A 16,174-nucleotide genomic window follows, 5' to 3' on the forward strand; every position below is an offset into this window, starting at 1 on the left:
GTCAGCGTGGGGCTATGTCGCCGAACAGGGGGTCTGTCCTGGCGATACTTTAGATACCTGCCAGGCCACTGCCGCGCGGGCCGATTGGCGCCGCAAGGCGCCGGGTGTGAGCACTATATGGGGTCGGGCAGCGGGATGCCACCCCGGCAGAAATGACGTTTCTCATACCCGGTGGGCGGACATGCTCGGTCTCTCCTGGCCTTGTCAGCCGATTTGGCAGTCAGGGTCGGCCTGGCTTATTTGGGATAGCTGATCTCATTGACGTACCAGCAGGCGTCACCCACTGGCGTTTGCACCAAGGCTTCATCGCCCACCTCTTTCTTGAGCAGGGCACGGGCCATGGGGGAGTCGATGGAGATGTAATCCTTGCGGCCGAAGATCTCGTCATAGCCGACAATGCGAAAGCGCTTGGTCTCTCCCTCTTCGTTTTCCACCTCGACCCAGGCGCCGAAGAAGACCTTGCCCTCCTGGGAGGGGGAGTAGTCGACTATGGTCAGCTCTTCCAGGCACTTGCGCAGGTAGCGAACCCGGCGGTCGATCTCCCGCAGGCGTTTCTTGTTGTACTGGTAATCGGCATTCTCGCTGCGATCACCCAGGCTCGCCGCCCAGGCCACTTTTTTGGTGACATCGGGCCTCTCCTCCCGCCAGAGCATGTCGTGCTCCTGCCGGAGCCTGGTGTAGCCTTCACGGGTAATGAGTTTGGTTTTCATGGAGTTATCACTCCCTCGCCAATTGCATCCGGTTGCTCGGGATCTTAGTCATTGTCGCCGCCCTGTCGAGCAAAAAGCAGAGCTGGTCATCCATCCTTCCCGGCTCCGGGGCCGAATGAGGGCAATAACCGGTAACATATTTATGCTTTGTGGTTGCAGGGGGCGGCTCTAGTATGAGGGGAGACAGAGAAGAGAGGTGGCAATGAGTCAGCAATACAAGGTCCTGGTGGTGGACGACGATCTGAAACTGCGTTCCTTGCTGGAGCGCTACCTCACCGAGCAGGGGTTTGTAGTGCGGGGTGTCGCCAACGGGGAGCAGGCCGATCGCCTGCTGACGCGTGAAAACTTCAGCCTGATGGTGCTTGATCTGATGCTGCCGGGGGAAGACGGCCTCTCCATCTGCCGCCGCCTGCGCGAGGCCGGCAACCAGATCCCTGTCTTGATGCTCACCGCCAAGGGGGACGAGGTGGATCGCATCGTCGGTCTGGAGATGGGGGCCGACGATTATCTGCCCAAGCCGTTCAACCCCCGTGAGCTGCTGGCCCGGATCCGCGCCGTGCTGCGCCGCCATACCGTGGAGCTGCCCGGCGCCCCTTCCGCGGCGGAGAAGATGGTGAGTTTCGGGGCCTACCAACTCAATCTGGCGACCCGTGAACTGAGCCGTGATGGCGAACCGGTTTCCCTGACCAGCGGGGAGTTCGCCGTGCTCAAGGTGCTGGTGAGTCATCCTCGCGAACCGCTCTCCCGTGACAAGCTGATGAACCTGGCCCGTGGTCGCGAGTACACGGCCACCGAGCGCAGCATTGATGTGCAGGTCTCCCGCCTGCGCCGCCTGCTGGAACAGGACCCGGCCCAGCCCCGCTATCTGCAGACTGTCTGGGGTCTGGGGTATGTGTTCGTACCGGACGGTGAGAGCGCATGAAGAAAGTGGGCAGCATGTTCTCCCGCATGCTCTGGTTTCTGGCTGCCGTGCTGGTGGTCTATCAAGTCGTCTCCTACGTTACCTTCTACAACTACCTGCTGGCGCCGACCGTCAAGCAGATCAGCCACCTGCTGGCAAACCAGGTCAAACTCATCTTCCCGGTGGACAACAACCAGCTGGCGCTCAGTGAAGATGCCGAGGCGCTGGTCTATGTGACCACTGGCAGCGACATCTATACCCAGAGCGAGGCGGAGCAGCACGGGCTGAATGATTCCAAGCCCTACCCCTATCTGGAGCAGAGCATCAGCCGCGAATTGAAAGGGGATACCAGGGTCAGGGTTGAAATCCAGGATCACTACATCATCTGGATCCAGCCTCCCCAGGCCAGCCAGATGTGGGTGCGCATTCCCCTGACGGAGATTGAAGATGACGACATCGAACCGCTCATCCTCTATATGAGCGTCTTGCTGGTGGTGACCCTGTTTGCGGCCTGGCGTTTTGCCCGTCAGCTGGTGCGACCGCTGGAGGATCTGGAAGCGGGGGCTGTGGCGGTGGCGCGCGGCAACTTTCCCGATGCCCTGGGGGAGCAGGGCTCGCGGGAGGTGCGCCGCCTGACCCGCACCTTCAACCACATGTCGAGCTCCATCAAGGGGCTGATCGAGGAGCGCAACCTGATGATGGCCGGGGTATCCCACGATTTGCGCACCCCTCTCACCCGCATTCGTCTCGCGACCGAGATGATGTCCTCGGGGGATGAGTACCTCAAGGAGAGCATCAATGCGGACATCGATGAGTCGAACGGTATCATCGATCAGTTCATCGACTACATTCGCCCGAACGAGGGGCTCGATGCCCGGCCCGTCGACCTGACCCAGCTCATTCACGATGCGTTGCTGATGCAGACCGATCAGGGACTGGAAGTGGAGCTGCTCCTGCCGGAGGAGGCGGTGCGTGTGGCCTGCCATCCCATCAGTATTCGCCGTATCCTCAACAATCTGTCGGGCAACTCCCTGCGCTATGGCGCGACCCGGTTGCAGGCCGAGCTCAGGGATGATGGCCACTGGGTGCGGCTGCGACTCTCCGACAATGGCCCGGGGATCGCAGAAGAGGACTACTCCCGGGTGCTCAAGCCCTTCACCCAGGGTAATGTGGCGCGCACCGGTGGCGGCAGCGGGCTGGGGCTGGCCATCGTTGCCAAGATAGTCTCCCAGCATCACGGCACCATCAGGTTGGGGCGTTCCGAACTGGGGGGCTTGCAGGTGGAGATCCGGCTACCCAAGAACCAGCCGTTGGAGTGGATGGATTGAAAGCAGGGCGTATCGAGGGATACGCCCTTTTGTCTGTCAGGGGTGGGGGTCGCTCACCTTGCGGTAGCGCTTGCCATATTTGAGTTGCTGGATAAGCAGGGCGGCGACGATGAGAGCCAACCCGATGGGGGTCGCCGGGTGAATGGTTTCGCCGATCAACAGGTTGAGCAGCACCAGAGAGGCAAACGGCGAGATGAAGATAAGGTTGCTGATGGGGGCCGTGTTGGTGGCGTGGCGCAGTGCCATCAGCCAGAGCACGAAACCGAAACCCATCTCGAACAGCCCCACATAGATGGCGCCAGCCCATCCCTGCCAGGCGGTCATGGCAAAGTCCGAGAGCAACCAGGTCGCCACGATGATGAAGGGCAGGCTGATCATGAAGCCGAGCAGCAGGCTGACGACGGGATCCCCCTGATTGCGGGTGTTGAGGATCCAGTAACCGGCCCAGATCAGGGTCGACACCAGCGCCAGCGTGACGCCGAGGGGGCTGTCGAACTGCAGACCGAACACGTCCCCCCTGGTGGCGATCACCAGGGCGCCGAAATAGCCAAGCACGATGGCGACGCCATCGCGGCGGCGCAGCTTTTGACCGAGGAAGGGAACGGCCAGCAGGCTGAGGGTGATGGCCCAGGTGTAGTTGAGAGTCTGTGCCTGCTGGGCGGGCAGCAGATCATATGCCTTGAACAGCAGCAGGTAATAGAGAAAGGGGTTCAGGACCCCGAGAGCGAGGTAGTAGAGGGGGCTACTCTTGATGTAGTCGAGCAGTAGTGGCAGTTTGCCCTGACAGGCCACAATGCACCCCAGGGTCAGGGTCGAGGTGCAGGCCGCGACCAGCAGCAGCTGTACCGGTTCAAAGTAGGCGAGGGAGATCTTGAAGGCGCTGGCCACCGTGGACCAGAGGGCGACGGCACAGAGCCCGTACTGGTAGGCTTTCTTCTGATTCTTGAGCATGGGATGGGTTCCGCAGACAGGGGCGAGGGCGCAGTCTATCAGCCTGTTTGCAACATTGTCGTTACCCCTGCCAGGCAAGGGCTTGCCCAGCCGTTGGCGAGATCCATCTGTCACATAAAATTGCGCACAATCTGTCCGCCTTCACTTGCGTGAGTGGAAAAAATCCGTATAATCCCCTCCGCTTGCCCATGAGGCAGCCAGACGATATGTCTGCTTGCTGAGCTTCCCGTTTACGAGTTGCCAGCCATACAGTCCTCCCGATATGGGAGGAAACGTGAAAAATCACACCTCTGGCGGGAGCAGTCCCGGTCGGGCGGTGTTGATTTATGTTCTTTTATCTATTGGAGCTCTGTCAATGCAGAACCAAAGAATCCGTATCCGCCTGAAGGCTTTTGATCATCGCCTGATCGATCAATCCACTGCGGAAATCGTTGAAACTGCTAAGCGCACTGGCGCGCAGGTTCGCGGTCCTATCCCGCTGCCGACTCGCAAAGAGCGTTTCACCGTTCTGATCTCCCCGCACGTCAACAAAGACGCGCGTGATCAGTACGAGATCCGCACTCACAAGCGTCTGGTAGACATCGTTGAGCCGACTGACAAGACCGTAGACGCTCTGATGCGTCTGGATCTGGCAGCTGGTGTAGACGTCCAGATCAGCCTGGGTTAATTACGGAAAGAGGTTGATAACAATGACAATCGGTCTTGTAGGTCGCAAAGTGGGTATGACTCGCATCTTCACTGAAGATGGCGTTTCTATCCCGGTGACTGTTATCGAAGTTGAAGCTAACCGTGTAACTCAGGTCAAATCTGTAGAAACCGACGGCTACAACGCTATTCAGGTTACCACTGGCGCCAAGAAAGCCAGCCGCGTAACCAAGCCGGAAGCTGGCCACTTCGCCAAAGCTGGTGTAGAAGCCGGTCGCGGTCTGTGGGAATTCCGCCTGAACAACGGTGAAACTTTCACTGTTGGTAGCGAGCTGAAAGTAGATCTTCTCGCTGACGTTAAGCTGGTAGACGTTACCGGCACATCCAAGGGTAAAGGTTTTGCCGGTACTGTTAAGCGCTGGAACTTCCGTACCCAGGATATGACCCACGGTAACTCCCTGTCCCACCGTGTACCTGGCTCCATCGGTCAAAACCAGACCCCGGGCCGTGTATTCAAGGGCAAGAAGATGGCTGGTCACATGGGTGCTGAGCGTGTAACGACTCAGAACCTGGAACTGGTTCGTGTTGACGCTGAACGCAACCTGCTGCTCATCAAAGGCGCAGTACCGGGTGCAACCAACGGCAACGTGATCGTCAAACCTGCCGTCAAAGCGTAACGTCTGAGGAGATAGTAATGGAATTGGTAATGAAAGACGCCAAGAGCGCTCTTGAAGTTTCCGAGACTACCTTCGGGCGCGAATTCAACGAAGCTCTGGTTCACCAGGTTGTCGTTGCATATGCCGCTGGTGCCCGTCAGGGTACTCGTGCGCAGCTGACTCGCTCTGAAGTGTCTGGTGGCGGCAAAAAGCCGTGGCGTCAGAAGGGCACTGGTCGTGCCCGTGCTGGCTCCATCCGTTCGCCCATCTGGCGTTCCGGTGGTGTGACCTTTGCTGCTAAGCCGCAAGATCACAGCCAGAAAGTAAACAAGAAGATGTACCGCGGCGCTATCCGTAGCATCCTGTCCGAGCTGGTACGTCAAGAGCGCCTGATCGTTGTTGAGAAGTTCGGCATCGAAGCGCCGAAGACCAAAGAACTGATCGCCAAGCTGAAAGAAATGGAACTGACTGACGTTCTGATCGTGACTGCTGAAGTCGATGAGAACCTGTTCCTGGCTGCTCGTAACCTGTACAAAGTTGACGTGCGTGACGTTGCCGGTATCGACCCGGTCAGCCTGATCGCTTTCGACAAGGTTCTGATGACTGCTGACGCAGTTAAGCAAATCGAGGAGATGCTGGCATGATCCGTGAAGAGCGTCTGCTGAAAGTTCTGAAGGCTCCGCACATCTCTGAAAAGAGCACCATGGTCGCAGAAAAGCAGAACACTATCGTGTTCAAAGTTGCTGTTGATGCCACCAAGGCGGAAGTCAAAGCTGCAGTTGCGAAACTGTTCGAGGTCGAAGTTGAGACCGTCCGTACCCTGAACATGAAGGGTAAGACCAAGCGCGCAGGTGCACGCGTAGGCCGTCGTTCCGATTGGAAAAAGGCTTATGTGACCCTGAAAGCTGGTCAGGACATCGACTTCATGGGCGCAGCCGAGTAAGAGGAGTTCTGAAAAATGGCAATCGTTAAGTGCAAGCCTACTTCTCCGGGCCGCCGCCACGTCGTCAAGATCGTCAACCAAGAGCTGTACAAGGGCAAGCCCTTCGCCGCTCTGCTGGACAGCAAAAGCAAGTCCGGTGGCCGTAACAACAACGGTCGTATCACCACTCGTCACATCGGTGGTGGTCACAAGCAACACTACCGTCTGATCGACTTCAAGCGCGACAAAGACGGCATTCCGGCCAAAGTTGAGCGTCTGGAATACGATCCCAACCGTACCGCAAACATCGCCCTGGTGCTGTATGCAGACGGTGAGCGTCGTTACATCCTGGCTCCGAAAGGCCTGAAAGCTGGTGATGCAATCGCCTCTGGTGCTGATGCTGCCATCAAGGTGGGTAACACCCTGCCGATGCGCAACATCCCGGTCGGTTCTACCGTTCACGCCGTTGAGATGAAGCCTGGTAAAGGTGCCCAGCTGGCTCGTTCTGCTGGTACTTTCATCCAGATCCTGGCTCGTGAAGGTAACTATGTAACTCTGCGTCTGCGTTCCGGCGAAGTACGTAAAGTTCTGGCCGAGTGCCGCGCTACCATCGGTGAAGTGGGTAACTCCGAGCACATGCTGCGTCAACTGGGTAAAGCCGGTGCTAACCGCTGGCGTGGTATTCGTCCGACCGTTCGCGGTATGGCGATGAACCCGGTTGATCACCCGCACGGTGGTGGTGAGGGTCGTAACAAGGGCATGCAGCCTGTGTCCCCATGGGGCCAGAAGGCTAAGGGCTTCAAGACCCGTAAGAACAAGCGTACCGACAAGTACATCGTACGTCGTCGTAACAAGTAATTGTTAACATAGAGGAATCACCATGCCACGTTCTCTCAAGAAGGGTCCATTTATCGACCTGCACTTGCTGAAGAAGGTAGAGAAAGCGGTGGAAAGCGGGGATAAAAAGCCGGTTAAGACCTGGTCCCGTCGTTCAATGATCATCCCGAACATGATCGGTTTGACCATCGCTGTCCATAATGGTCGTCAGCACGTTCCGGTTTTCGTTACCGAAGAAATGATCGGTCACAAACTGGGTGAATTCGCACCGACTCGTACTTATCGCGGCCATGCTGCTGATAAGAAGGCTAAGAAGCGCTAAGGGATAAATGATGGAAGCTATCGCTAAACACCGTTATGCCCGTACTTCTGCCCAGAAAGCTCGTCTGGTAGCCGATCAAGTACGTGGTCTGTCCGTAGACAAGGCTCTGAACATCCTGACCTTCAGCCCGAAAAAGGCTGCTGTTCTGGTGAAGAAAGTGCTGGAATCTGCCATTGCCAACGCTGAGCACAACGAAGGTGCCGATATCGACACCCTGCGTGTTGCCACCATCATGGTAGACGAAGGTCCCTCCATGAAGCGCATCCGCCCGCGTGCCAAAGGTCGCGCGGATCGTATCCTCAAGCGTACCGCTCACATCACTGTAGTGGTATCCGACGCTAAGGCTGGGAGATAAGCAATGGGTCAGAAAGTACATCCTAATGGCATTCGCCTGGGTATTACCAAGCCTTGGAATTCTACCTGGTTCGCGAACACCAAAGACTTCGCTGACAACCTGTACAGCGATTTCCAAGTACGCCAGTTCCTGACCAAGGAGCTGAAAAACGCTTCCTTGTCCAAGATCACTATCGAGCGTCCGGCCAAGAGCATCCGTGTGACCATTCACACCGCTCGTCCGGGTGTCGTGATCGGCAAGAAAGGCGAAGACGTTGAAAAACTGCGCAAAGCTGTAGCCGCAATCGCTGGCGTGCCTGCTCAGATCAACATTTCCGAAGTCCGCAAGCCGGAGCTGGATGGCAAACTGGTTGCCGACAGCATCACTTCCCAGCTGGAGCGTCGCGTAATGTTCCGTCGTGCTATGAAGCGCGCCGTACAGAACGCCATGCGCCTGGGTGCCAAGGGCATCAAAGTGGAAGTTTCCGGCCGTCTGGGCGGCGCTGAAATCGCGCGTACCGAATGGTACCGTGAAGGTCGTGTGCCCCTGCACACCCTGCGCGCCGACATCGACTACGCAACTTCTGAAGCCCACACCACTTACGGTGTGATCGGCGTTAAAGTTTGGATCTTCAAGGGCGAAGTTCTGGGCGGTCTGGCTGCAGTCAATGCTGCCGCTGCTCAAGAGCAAGCTCCTGCGAAGCCCAAGCGTGACAACAAGCGCCGCGCTGCCAAGTAAGGAGATTCGGTAAATGTTGCAACCTAAGCGTACTAAATTCCGCAAGACCCACAAGGGTCGTAACCGCGGTCTGGCCAATGCCGGTAACGAAGTATCCTTCGGTACCTTTGGCCTGAAGGCGACATCTCGTGGTCAACTGACTGCTCGTCAAATCGAAGCAGCCCGTCGTGCCATGACCCGTCACGTTAAGCGTCAAGGCAAGATCTGGATCCGTGTGTTCCCGGACAAGCCCATCACCGAAAAGCCCCTCGAAGTTCGTATGGGTAAAGGTAAGGGTAACGTGGAATACTGGGTTTGCCCGATCCAGCCTGGCAAGGTTCTGTACGAGATGGATGGTGTACCTGAGGCTCTGGCGCGTGAAGCGTTTGCCCTGGCCGCAGCTAAGCTGTCTGTTCAGACCACTTTCGTAATTAAGACGGTGATGTGATGAAAGCCCAAGATCTGCGTCAAAAGAGCGTCGAAGAACTGAACCAGGAGCTGCTGGGTCTGCTGCGTGAGCAATTCAACATGCGCATGCAAGCTTCCACCGGCCAGCTGGCTCAGACTCACACTCTGAAACAAGTGCGTCGTGACGTCGCACGTATCAAGACTGTACTGACTGAGAAGGCAGGTGCGTAATGACTGACAAGATCCGTACTCTGCAAGGTCGTGTAATTAGCGACAAGATGGACAAGTCCATCACCGTCGCTATCGAGCGCAAGGTAAAGCACCCGATCTACGGTAAGATCATCAAGCGCACTACCAAGCTGCACGTGCATGACGAGAACAACGAGTGCAAGGCTGGCGATCTCGTGGAAATCCGCGAGTGCCGCCCGCTGTCCAAGACCAAGTCCTGGACCCTGGTTGCTGTCGTAGAAAAGGCCTAATTCGGTACTTTTTAGCCCAAACGGCCCCCCATCGGGGCCGTTTGTTTTTTAGGCTACCTTTTCAAAAATAGCTGTGTTATAGTTTCGCGCCTTTTGAAGGCAGCCAGATCCCATCAGGGATAAGAAGTAAACAAAGCGGAGCACTAAGATGATCCAGATGCAAAGTATGCTGGGTGTTGCCGACAACTCCGGCGCTCGCAGTGTAATGTGTATTAAGGTTCTGGGTGGTTCGCACCGCCGTTATGCCGGCATCGGCGACATCATCAAGGTTTCCATCAAGGAAGCCATTCCTCGCGGTAAAGTGAAGAAAGGTGATGTGTATAACGCGGTGGTCGTACGCACCCGTAAAGGCGTTCGTCGTCCGGACGGCTCTGTCATCCGTTTCGACAACAATGCGGCTGTGTTGCTTAACAACAACCAACAGCCAATCGGTACTCGTATTTTTGGCCCGGTGACCCGTGAACTCCGTAACGAGAAGTTCATGAAGATTGTGTCCCTGGCACCCGAAGTACTGTAAGGAGTCGAACGATGGCAGCTAAAATCCGTCGCGAAGACGAAGTAATTGTTCTTACCGGCAAAGACAAGGGCAAGCGTGGCAAAGTCACTCAAGTCCTGATTGCAAAAGGTAAGGTAATCGTGGAAGGCATCAACCAGGTGAAGAAACACCAAAAGCCGGTACCCGCACTGGGTCAGGCTGGCGGCATCGTCACCAAAGAAGCCCCCATCGATGTATCTAACGTCGCGCTGTTCAACTCTGCCACTGGCAAGGCTGACCGCGTTGGTTTCCGGATTGAAGACGGCAAGAAAGTCCGTTTCTTCAAATCCACCGGCGAACTTGTGAAGTAATTGGAGTTTAACGATGGCGAAACTGCATGATTACTACAAATCCGATGTAGTAAATGAACTGTCCAAGCAGTTCGGTTACAAGACTATCATGCAAGTCCCTCGGATCGAGAAAATCACCCTGAACATGGGTGTTGGTGAAGCGATCTCTGACAAGAAGTTGCTGGAAAATGCTGCTGCCGATATGGCTGCCATTTCCGGTCAGAAACCGCTGATCACCAAAGCACGCAAATCTGTTGCGGGCTTCAAGATTCGTGAAGGCTACCCGATAGGTTGTAAAGTAACCCTGCGTGGCGAGCGTATGTGGGAGTTCCTGGAACGGCTGATTTGCATCTCCGTACCGCGTATCCGTGACTTCCGTGGTCTGAACGCCAAGGCGTTCGATGGCCGTGGTAACTACTCCATGGGCGTGCGTGAGCAAATCATCTTCCCGGAAATCGACTATGACAAGGTCGATCGCGTCCGTGGTCTGGATATCACCATCACCACTTCCGCGAATACCGACGAAGAAGGCCGTGCTCTGCTGGCTGCCTTTAACTTCCCATTCCGCAAGTAAGGTTAGGGTTATGGCTAAAACATCCATGAAAGCACGTGAAGCAAAGCGTGCGAAGCTGGCAGCCAAGTTCGCGACCAAGCGTACCGAGCTGAAAGCTATCATCGTTGATATGAACGCTTCTGAAGAAGCGCGTTGGGATGCTGTCTTGCAACTGCAACAGCTGCCCCGTGATTCCAGTCCGTCCCGCCAGCGTAACCGTTGCAACATCACTGGTCGTCCGCACGGTTTCCTGCGGAAGTTTGGCCTCTCTCGCATCAAGGTGCGTGAGCATGCCATGAAGGGCGAAATTCCGGGCCTCAAAAAGGCCTCTTGGTAAGAATCTCGGGAGTTAGACTATGAGCATGCAAGATCCGATCGCGGATATGCTGACCCGCATCCGTAACGGTCAGGCGGCGAGCAAAGTTGCGGTTTCCATGCCTTCTTCCAAGCTGAAAGTGGCTATCGCCAAAGTGCTGAAAGAAGAAGGTTACATCGCTGGCTACAACGTAGCTGGTGACGTGAAACCGGAACTGGAAATCGAACTGAAGTATTTCCAGGGCAAGCCGGTTGTAGAACTGATCCAACGCGTGAGCCGTCCCGGCCTGCGTATTTACAAGCGCACTACTGATCTGCCGAAAGTCATGGGCGGTCTCGGTGTTGCTATCGTGTCCACGTCTAAAGGTGTGATGACCGACCGTGCTGCCCGCAAGGCAAGCATGGGTGGTGAGATCATCTGCTACGTCGCTTAATAGGAGGTCGGAAATGTCTCGCGTTGCTAAGGCACCCGTCACTATTCCTGCTGGCGTAGAGGTGACTCTGAACGGCCAAGAACTGTCCATCAAAGGTGGCAAGGGTTCCCTGGTTCGTTCCATCCACGCCGGTGTAGAAGTGACCAAAGAAGACAATGTACTGAAGTTCGCCCCGCGCGACGGCATCGCTGGTGCTGACGCTCAGGCCGGTACTGCCCGTGCATTGGTCAACAACATGGTAGTCGGTGTTACCCAAGGCTTCGAGCGCAAGCTGCAGCTGGTTGGTGTAGGTTACAAAGCCTCCATCAAGGGCAATGCTGTTGCGCTGGCACTGGGCTTCTCTCACCCGGTAGAGCATGCGCTGCCGGCTGGTGTCACCGCTGAATGTCCGTCCGCCACCGAGATCGTTCTGCGTGGTGTGGACAAGCAGCTGGTTGGCCAAGTCGCCGCCGATATCCGTGCTTACCGCGCTCCGGAGCCCTACAAGGGCAAGGGTGTACGCTATGCCAACGAGCAAGTGCGTACTAAAGAAGCTAAGAAGAAGTAAGGTAACACTATGGACAAGAAAGCAGCTCGTCTCCGTCGTGCTACTCGTGCTCGGAAAAAGATGCAGGAACTGGGAGCTACCCGTCTGGTTGTTCACCGTACCCCGCGTCATATCTATGCGCAGGTTATTGCAGCCAACGGTTCCGAAGTTCTGGCCTCTGCTTCCACAGTAGAGAAAGCCATCAGTGAAGCTCTGAAATACACCGGTAACGCAGATGCTGCTACCGCTGTAGGTAAGGCTATCGCTGAGCGTGCTATTGCCAAAGGCGTTCAGAACGTATCTTTCGATCGTTCCGGTTTCAAGTATCACGGTCGTGTAGCCGCTCTGGCTGCCGCTGCTCGTGACGCTGGTCTTCAGTTCTAAGCTAGGAGTCGAAGATGGCTAAAGTCGAATCTCAAGCCGGCGAACTGCAAGAAAAGCTCATTGCAGTAAACCGTGTTTCGAAAACTGTTAAAGGTGGTCGTATCATGTCCTTCACCGCGTTGACCGTGGTGGGTGATGGTAACGGCCGTGTAGGTTACGGTTACGGTAAAGCCCGTGAAGTTCCGGCCGCCATTCAAAAGGCGATGGAACAGGCTAAGCGTAACCTGAACAAGGTTGAGCTGAACAACGGCACCCTGCACCACCCGGTGCGTGGCGTTCACTCTGGTTCCACCGTGTTCATGAAGCCGGCCTCCCAAGGTACTGGTATCATTGCAGGCGGCGCCATGCGTGCCGTACTGGAAGTTGCTGGTATCCACAACGTGCTGGCCAAGACCTACGGTTCCACCAACCCAATCAACGTTGTTCGCGCAACTGTCGACGCTCTGGTTCACGGTCAATCACCGGAACAGATCGCGGCCAAGCGTGGTCTGCGCGTTGAAGAAATTCTGGGGTAATGCGACATGGCTAACACTGTAAAAGTAACTCAAACTCGCAGCTCTATCGGCCGTCTGCCAAAGCACAAGGCGACTCTGCGTGGTCTGGGTCTGCGTCGCATTGGTCACACCGTTGAGCTGGAAGATACTCCCTGCGTACGCGGCATGATCAACCAGGTTTATTACATGGTTAAGGTGGAGGGCTAAGCATGCGTCTGAATACTCTGTCTCCGGCCGCTGGCTCCAAGCGCGTCAAGCACCGTCCGGGCCGTGGTATCGGTTCTGGTCTGGGCAAGACCGGTGGTCGTGGTGTTAAAGGTCAAACCTCTCGTTCCGGTGGCGGCAAGGTCCGCAACGGTTTCGAAGGCGGCCAGATGCCTTTGAAAATCCGTCTGCCGAAGTTCGGTTTCTTCTCTCGCAAATCTTTGGTTTCTGCCGAAGTGCGCCTGAACGAAATCGCCCTGGTAGAAGGTGATGTGGTCGACGTGAGCACTCTGAAGCAAGCCGGTGTTATTACCAAAAACATCGTGTTCGCTAAAGTTGTTCTGTCTGGCAACATTGACCGTGCTGTGACCGTTCGTGGTCTGTCCGTCACCAAGGGTGCACGTGCAGCCATCGAGGCCGCTGGCGGTAAAATCGAGGAATAATCAGTACAATGGCTAAGAAACCAGGATTGGATGTTAAAGCACAAGGTGGTCTGAGCGAACTGAAGAGCCGTCTGCTCTTCGTTCTCGGGGCAATTATCGTGTTCCGTGCAGGCTCTTATGTGCCGATCCCTGGTATTGACGCCGCCGTACTGGCCGAGTTGTTCCAACAACAGAAGGGCACCATCATTGAGATGTTCAACATGTTCAGTGGTGGTGCACTCTCGCGTGCTTCTATTCTTGCACTGGGGATCATGCCGTACATTTCGGCGTCGATCATTATCCAGTTGCTGACTGTGGTTCACCCTGCTCTTGCTGAACTCAAGAAAGAAGGTGAATCCGGCCGTCGCAAGATTAGCCAATATACCCGTTGGGGCACGCTGGTTTTGGGAACGTTCCAGGCCATTGGTATTGCAACAGGTCTGCCGAATATGATGCAAGGACTCGTGACTCATCCGGGTTTGGGCTTCTATTTTACAGCCGTTGTGAGTCTGGTCACCGGTACCATGTTCTTGATGTGGTTGGGTGAACAGATTACCGAGCGTGGGATTGGTAATGGTATCTCGTTGATTATCTTCACAGGTATCGTCGCCGGTCTGCCTCATGCCATTGGCGCTACGGCCGAACAGGCACGTCAAGGGGAATTGCACATCCTGCTGTTGTTGTTGCTGGGCTTGATTGTTTTCGCTGTGACTTACTTTGTGGTGTTCGTGGAGCGTGGTCAGCGTCGTATCGTCGTTAACTATGCCAAGCGTCAACAAGGCCGCCAAGTATTCGCTGCGCAAAGCACACACCTGCCGTTGAAAGTGAATATGGCCGGTGTGATTCCTGCGATTTTCGCATCCAGCATCATCCTCTTCCCGGGTACCATTACCTCCTGGTTTGGTCAGGGCGAGGGCAAGATCGCTGACATCCTGCAACAGGTCTCTATGGTCCTGCAGCCGGGTCAGCCCTTGTACGAGATGCTCTATGCAGCAGCCATTATCTTCTTCTGCTTCTTCTATACCGCGCTGGTGTTCAACCCCCGCGAGACAGCAGATAACCTGAAGAAGAGTGGAGCCTTTATCCCGGGGATCCGCCCGGGCGAGCAGACAGCACGTTACATCGATAAGGTTATGACTCGCCTGACATTGGCAGGTGCGCTCTATATTACCTTTATCTGTCTGGTACCCCAGTTCCTGATGACTGCCTGGAACGTACAGTTCTACTTCGGTGGCACCTCGCTGCTGATTATCGTGGTAGTTATCATGGACTTCATGGCTCAGGTTCAGACCCATATGATGTCTCATCAATATGGCGACGTCCTGAGGAAGGCCAACCTGAAGGGCTACGGCCGCTAAAGGTCGGCGTAGTTACGGAGTTAAGCAATGAAAGTTCGTGCTTCCGTTAAGGCAATCTGCCGTAACTGCAAAATCATCAAGCGTCACGGTGTGGTGCGTGTGATTTGCAGCGAGCCAAAGCATAAACAGCGCCAAGGCTAATTTTTTACGGTTAGTACTTGCAACAAATAGTTGTGCTGGCTAATATAGCCAGCCAACTTTTGTTGTGTATTGGTTGACCGCCACGTATCCGCTCACGGGCTTTGTGGTGGTCGTTATCTACTATATGTAGGAGTGAATAGTGGCCCGTATCGCTGGCATTAACATTCCTGACCATAAACATGCAGTCATTGCGTTGACTGCTATTTATGGCGTCGGTCGTACCCGCTCCAAGGCCATCTGTGCCGCAGCCGGTATCGCTGAGAATGTGAAAATTAAAGACCTGGACGAAGCTCAGATCGAGAGTCTGCGTGAACAAGTAGGTAAATTCACCGTCGAAGGTGACCTGCGTCGTCAGATTTCCATGAACATCAAGCGATTGATGGATCTGGGTTGCTACCGTGGTTTGCGTCACCGTCGTAGCCTGCCTGTTCGTGGTCAACGTACCAAGACCAACGCTCGTACCCGTAAGGGTCCGCGCAAGGCTATCAAGAAGTAACGGGAAGGTAGAAAATGGCTAAAACTCCGACTCGTGCTCGCAAGCGCGTTAAAAAGCAAGTGAGCGACGGTATTGCGCACGTTCATGCATCTTTCAACAACACAATCGTGACCATTACTGACCGTCAGGGCAATGCTCTGTCTTGGGCTACCTCTGGTGGTTCCGGTTTCCGTGGTTCCCGTAAGTCCACTCCGTTTGCTGCCCAGGTAGCTGCTGAGCGTGCTGGTGAGATCGCCAAAGAATACGGCGTGAAGAACCTGGAAGTCATGGTCAAAGGTCCGGGTCCCGGTCGTGAGTCTTCCATCCGCGCTCTGAACGCGGCTGGTTTCCGCATCACTAACATTACTGATGTGACTCCGATCCCGCACAACGGTTGTCGTCCTCCCAAGAAGCGCCGCGTGTAACGCTGTAGCTACTTGGTCTAGGATTGTTGGAGAAAGAAGATGGCAAGATATATCGGTCCTAAGCTTAAGCTTAGCCGTCGTGAGGGCACCGACCTCTTCCTGAAGTCTGGTGTTCGTGCGATTGATTCTAAGTGCAAGATTGACACCGTTCCTGGTCAACACGGTGCGCGTAAAGCGCGTCTGTCCGACTACGGTGTGCAACTGCGCGAGAAACAAAAAGTACGTCGTATCTATGGCGTATTGGAAAAACAGTTCCGCAACTACTACCGCGACGCTGCCCGTCAAAAGGGTAACACCGGTGAAAACCTGTTGCAGCTGCTGGAAGGTCGTCTGGACAACGTCGTCTACCGCATGGGCTTCGGCGCCACTCGTGCTGAATCTCGTCAGCTGGTGAGCCACAAAGCCATC

30 protein-coding genes (1 of these 30 only partly in view) are annotated in these 16,174 nt (G+C 55.5%); 28 read left to right on the forward strand and 2 right to left on the reverse strand.

All coding sequences use genetic code 11. The features are described 5' to 3' along the window. Positions 1-236: 236 nt before the first annotated feature. Positions 237-710, reverse strand: a complete 474-nt coding sequence (gene greB / locus I6L48_RS05020) for a transcription elongation factor GreB (protein WP_113069455.1) — start codon at positions 708-710, stop codon at positions 237-239. A gap of 202 nt (positions 711-912) precedes the next feature. Between greB and ompR the strand changes: the two genes are divergently transcribed. After that, the gene (ompR, locus tag I6L48_RS05025; protein WP_113069457.1) at positions 913-1,632 is read left to right on the forward strand and encodes a two-component system response regulator OmpR; all 720 of its coding nucleotides are present in this window, start codon (positions 913-915) and stop codon (positions 1,630-1,632) included. Then, a complete protein-coding gene (gene envZ, locus I6L48_RS05030) occupies positions 1,629-2,939 on the forward strand; it encodes a two-component system sensor histidine kinase EnvZ (protein WP_010672557.1) in 1,311 nt (436 codons plus the stop codon). The genes ompR and envZ overlap by 4 nt, the downstream gene beginning before the upstream one ends. Before the next feature lie 36 nt (positions 2,940-2,975). On the opposite strand, the gene I6L48_RS05035 is transcribed toward envZ, so the two are convergent. Then, positions 2,976-3,890 (reverse strand): DMT family transporter, encoded by a 915-nt coding sequence (locus I6L48_RS05035; protein WP_113069459.1) that lies wholly within the window; start codon positions 3,888-3,890, stop codon positions 2,976-2,978. A gap of 355 nt (positions 3,891-4,245) precedes the next feature. On the opposite strand from I6L48_RS05035, the gene rpsJ reads away from it, so the two are divergent. From rpsJ to rpsD, 26 genes are all read left to right on the forward strand, one after another. Next, entirely contained in the window at positions 4,246-4,557 is a 312-nt protein-coding gene (rpsJ, locus tag I6L48_RS05040; RefSeq protein WP_005307944.1) for a 30S ribosomal protein S10, read from the forward strand. Between the two features lie 22 nt (positions 4,558-4,579). Continuing rightward, positions 4,580-5,212, forward strand: a complete 633-nt coding sequence (rplC, locus tag I6L48_RS05045) for a 50S ribosomal protein L3 (RefSeq protein ID WP_010672559.1) — start codon at positions 4,580-4,582, stop codon at positions 5,210-5,212. A 17-nt stretch (positions 5,213-5,229) separates the two neighbouring features. After that, positions 5,230-5,835, forward strand: coding sequence for a 50S ribosomal protein L4 (gene rplD, locus I6L48_RS05050; protein WP_005340616.1), 606 nt, complete (start codon positions 5,230-5,232; stop codon positions 5,833-5,835). Then, positions 5,835-6,134: a 50S ribosomal protein L23 gene (gene rplW / locus I6L48_RS05055; RefSeq protein ID WP_342690021.1), complete on the forward strand. Its 300-nt coding sequence runs from the start codon at positions 5,835-5,837 to the stop codon at positions 6,132-6,134. The genes rplD and rplW overlap by 1 nt, the downstream gene beginning before the upstream one ends. A 15-nt stretch (positions 6,135-6,149) precedes the next feature. Continuing rightward, positions 6,150-6,971, forward strand: coding sequence for a 50S ribosomal protein L2 (rplB, locus tag I6L48_RS05060; RefSeq protein ID WP_010672560.1), 822 nt, complete (start codon positions 6,150-6,152; stop codon positions 6,969-6,971). Between the two features lie 22 nt (positions 6,972-6,993). Next, on the forward strand, positions 6,994-7,272 hold the full coding sequence (rpsS, locus tag I6L48_RS05065) for a 30S ribosomal protein S19 (RefSeq protein WP_005307960.1): 279 nt from the start codon (positions 6,994-6,996) through the stop codon (positions 7,270-7,272). 10 nt (positions 7,273-7,282) lie between these two features. Further along, on the forward strand, positions 7,283-7,627 hold the full coding sequence (gene rplV, locus I6L48_RS05070; protein ID WP_010672561.1) for a 50S ribosomal protein L22: 345 nt from the start codon (positions 7,283-7,285) through the stop codon (positions 7,625-7,627). 3 nt (positions 7,628-7,630) lie between these two features. Then, the gene (rpsC, locus tag I6L48_RS05075) at positions 7,631-8,344 is read left to right on the forward strand and encodes a 30S ribosomal protein S3 (protein WP_005331168.1); all 714 of its coding nucleotides are present in this window, start codon (positions 7,631-7,633) and stop codon (positions 8,342-8,344) included. Positions 8,345-8,357: 13 nt separating this feature from the next. Beyond that, the gene (gene rplP / locus I6L48_RS05080) at positions 8,358-8,771 is read left to right on the forward strand and encodes a 50S ribosomal protein L16 (RefSeq protein WP_010672562.1); all 414 of its coding nucleotides are present in this window, start codon (positions 8,358-8,360) and stop codon (positions 8,769-8,771) included. Continuing rightward, positions 8,771-8,962: a 50S ribosomal protein L29 gene (rpmC, locus tag I6L48_RS05085; protein WP_005307965.1), complete on the forward strand. Its 192-nt coding sequence runs from the start codon at positions 8,771-8,773 to the stop codon at positions 8,960-8,962. Before rplP ends, rpmC begins: the two co-directional genes overlap by 1 nt. Next, complete coding sequence (gene rpsQ, locus I6L48_RS05090) at positions 8,962-9,210, forward strand: 30S ribosomal protein S17 (protein ID WP_005307966.1); 249 nt, start codon at positions 8,962-8,964, stop codon at positions 9,208-9,210. The genes rpmC and rpsQ overlap by 1 nt, the downstream gene beginning before the upstream one ends. 148 nt (positions 9,211-9,358) lie before the next feature. Next, positions 9,359-9,727 (forward strand): 50S ribosomal protein L14, encoded by a 369-nt coding sequence (gene rplN / locus I6L48_RS05095; RefSeq protein WP_005307975.1) that lies wholly within the window; start codon positions 9,359-9,361, stop codon positions 9,725-9,727. Between the two features lie 11 nt (positions 9,728-9,738). Next, positions 9,739-10,056 carry a 50S ribosomal protein L24 gene (gene rplX, locus I6L48_RS05100; protein WP_005307977.1) on the forward strand — a complete coding sequence of 106 codons (318 nt, stop codon included), beginning with the start codon at positions 9,739-9,741 and terminating at the stop codon, positions 10,054-10,056. Between the two features lie 13 nt (positions 10,057-10,069). Then, positions 10,070-10,609, forward strand: a complete 540-nt coding sequence (gene rplE, locus I6L48_RS05105) for a 50S ribosomal protein L5 (protein ID WP_005331162.1) — start codon at positions 10,070-10,072, stop codon at positions 10,607-10,609. Between the two features lie 10 nt (positions 10,610-10,619). Beyond that, positions 10,620-10,925, forward strand: coding sequence for a 30S ribosomal protein S14 (gene rpsN / locus I6L48_RS05110; protein ID WP_005331161.1), 306 nt, complete (start codon positions 10,620-10,622; stop codon positions 10,923-10,925). Positions 10,926-10,944: 19 nt separating this feature from the next. Continuing rightward, positions 10,945-11,337, forward strand: coding sequence for a 30S ribosomal protein S8 (gene rpsH / locus I6L48_RS05115; protein WP_010672564.1), 393 nt, complete (start codon positions 10,945-10,947; stop codon positions 11,335-11,337). Positions 11,338-11,350: 13 nt separating this feature from the next. Further along, positions 11,351-11,884, forward strand: coding sequence for a 50S ribosomal protein L6 (gene rplF, locus I6L48_RS05120; protein WP_010672565.1), 534 nt, complete (start codon positions 11,351-11,353; stop codon positions 11,882-11,884). A 9-nt stretch (positions 11,885-11,893) separates the two neighbouring features. Then, entirely contained in the window at positions 11,894-12,247 is a 354-nt protein-coding gene (gene rplR / locus I6L48_RS05125; RefSeq protein WP_010672566.1) for a 50S ribosomal protein L18, read from the forward strand. A gap of 14 nt (positions 12,248-12,261) precedes the next feature. Next, the gene (gene rpsE / locus I6L48_RS05130; protein ID WP_005340605.1) at positions 12,262-12,762 is read left to right on the forward strand and encodes a 30S ribosomal protein S5; all 501 of its coding nucleotides are present in this window, start codon (positions 12,262-12,264) and stop codon (positions 12,760-12,762) included. A gap of 6 nt (positions 12,763-12,768) precedes the next feature. Next, positions 12,769-12,948 (forward strand): 50S ribosomal protein L30, encoded by a 180-nt coding sequence (rpmD, locus tag I6L48_RS05135; RefSeq protein ID WP_005307985.1) that lies wholly within the window; start codon positions 12,769-12,771, stop codon positions 12,946-12,948. Positions 12,949-12,950: 2 nt separating this feature from the next. Continuing rightward, complete coding sequence (rplO, locus tag I6L48_RS05140; RefSeq protein WP_005307987.1) at positions 12,951-13,388, forward strand: 50S ribosomal protein L15; 438 nt, start codon at positions 12,951-12,953, stop codon at positions 13,386-13,388. 8 nt (positions 13,389-13,396) lie between these two features. Beyond that, complete coding sequence (gene secY / locus I6L48_RS05145) at positions 13,397-14,725, forward strand: preprotein translocase subunit SecY (RefSeq protein WP_010672567.1); 1,329 nt, start codon at positions 13,397-13,399, stop codon at positions 14,723-14,725. Between the two features lie 27 nt (positions 14,726-14,752). Beyond that, the gene (gene rpmJ / locus I6L48_RS05150; protein WP_005319705.1) at positions 14,753-14,866 is read left to right on the forward strand and encodes a 50S ribosomal protein L36; all 114 of its coding nucleotides are present in this window, start codon (positions 14,753-14,755) and stop codon (positions 14,864-14,866) included. Positions 14,867-15,005: 139 nt separating this feature from the next. Further along, on the forward strand, positions 15,006-15,362 hold the full coding sequence (gene rpsM, locus I6L48_RS05155) for a 30S ribosomal protein S13 (protein WP_005307991.1): 357 nt from the start codon (positions 15,006-15,008) through the stop codon (positions 15,360-15,362). A 14-nt stretch (positions 15,363-15,376) separates the two neighbouring features. Continuing rightward, positions 15,377-15,766, forward strand: coding sequence for a 30S ribosomal protein S11 (rpsK, locus tag I6L48_RS05160; RefSeq protein WP_005319702.1), 390 nt, complete (start codon positions 15,377-15,379; stop codon positions 15,764-15,766). Positions 15,767-15,805: 39 nt separating this feature from the next. Then, positions 15,806-16,174, forward strand: the 5' portion of a protein-coding gene (gene rpsD / locus I6L48_RS05165) for a 30S ribosomal protein S4 (protein ID WP_010672568.1). 252 nt of this gene lie beyond the right edge of the window; 369 of the gene's 621 nt are visible here — the first part of the coding sequence; its start codon is at positions 15,806-15,808; its stop codon lies off the right edge, out of view.

It is taken from the genome of Aeromonas sp. FDAARGOS 1418, from assembly GCF_019048585.1.
Classification (GTDB): Bacteria; Pseudomonadota; Gammaproteobacteria; order Enterobacterales; family Aeromonadaceae; genus Aeromonas; species Aeromonas caviae.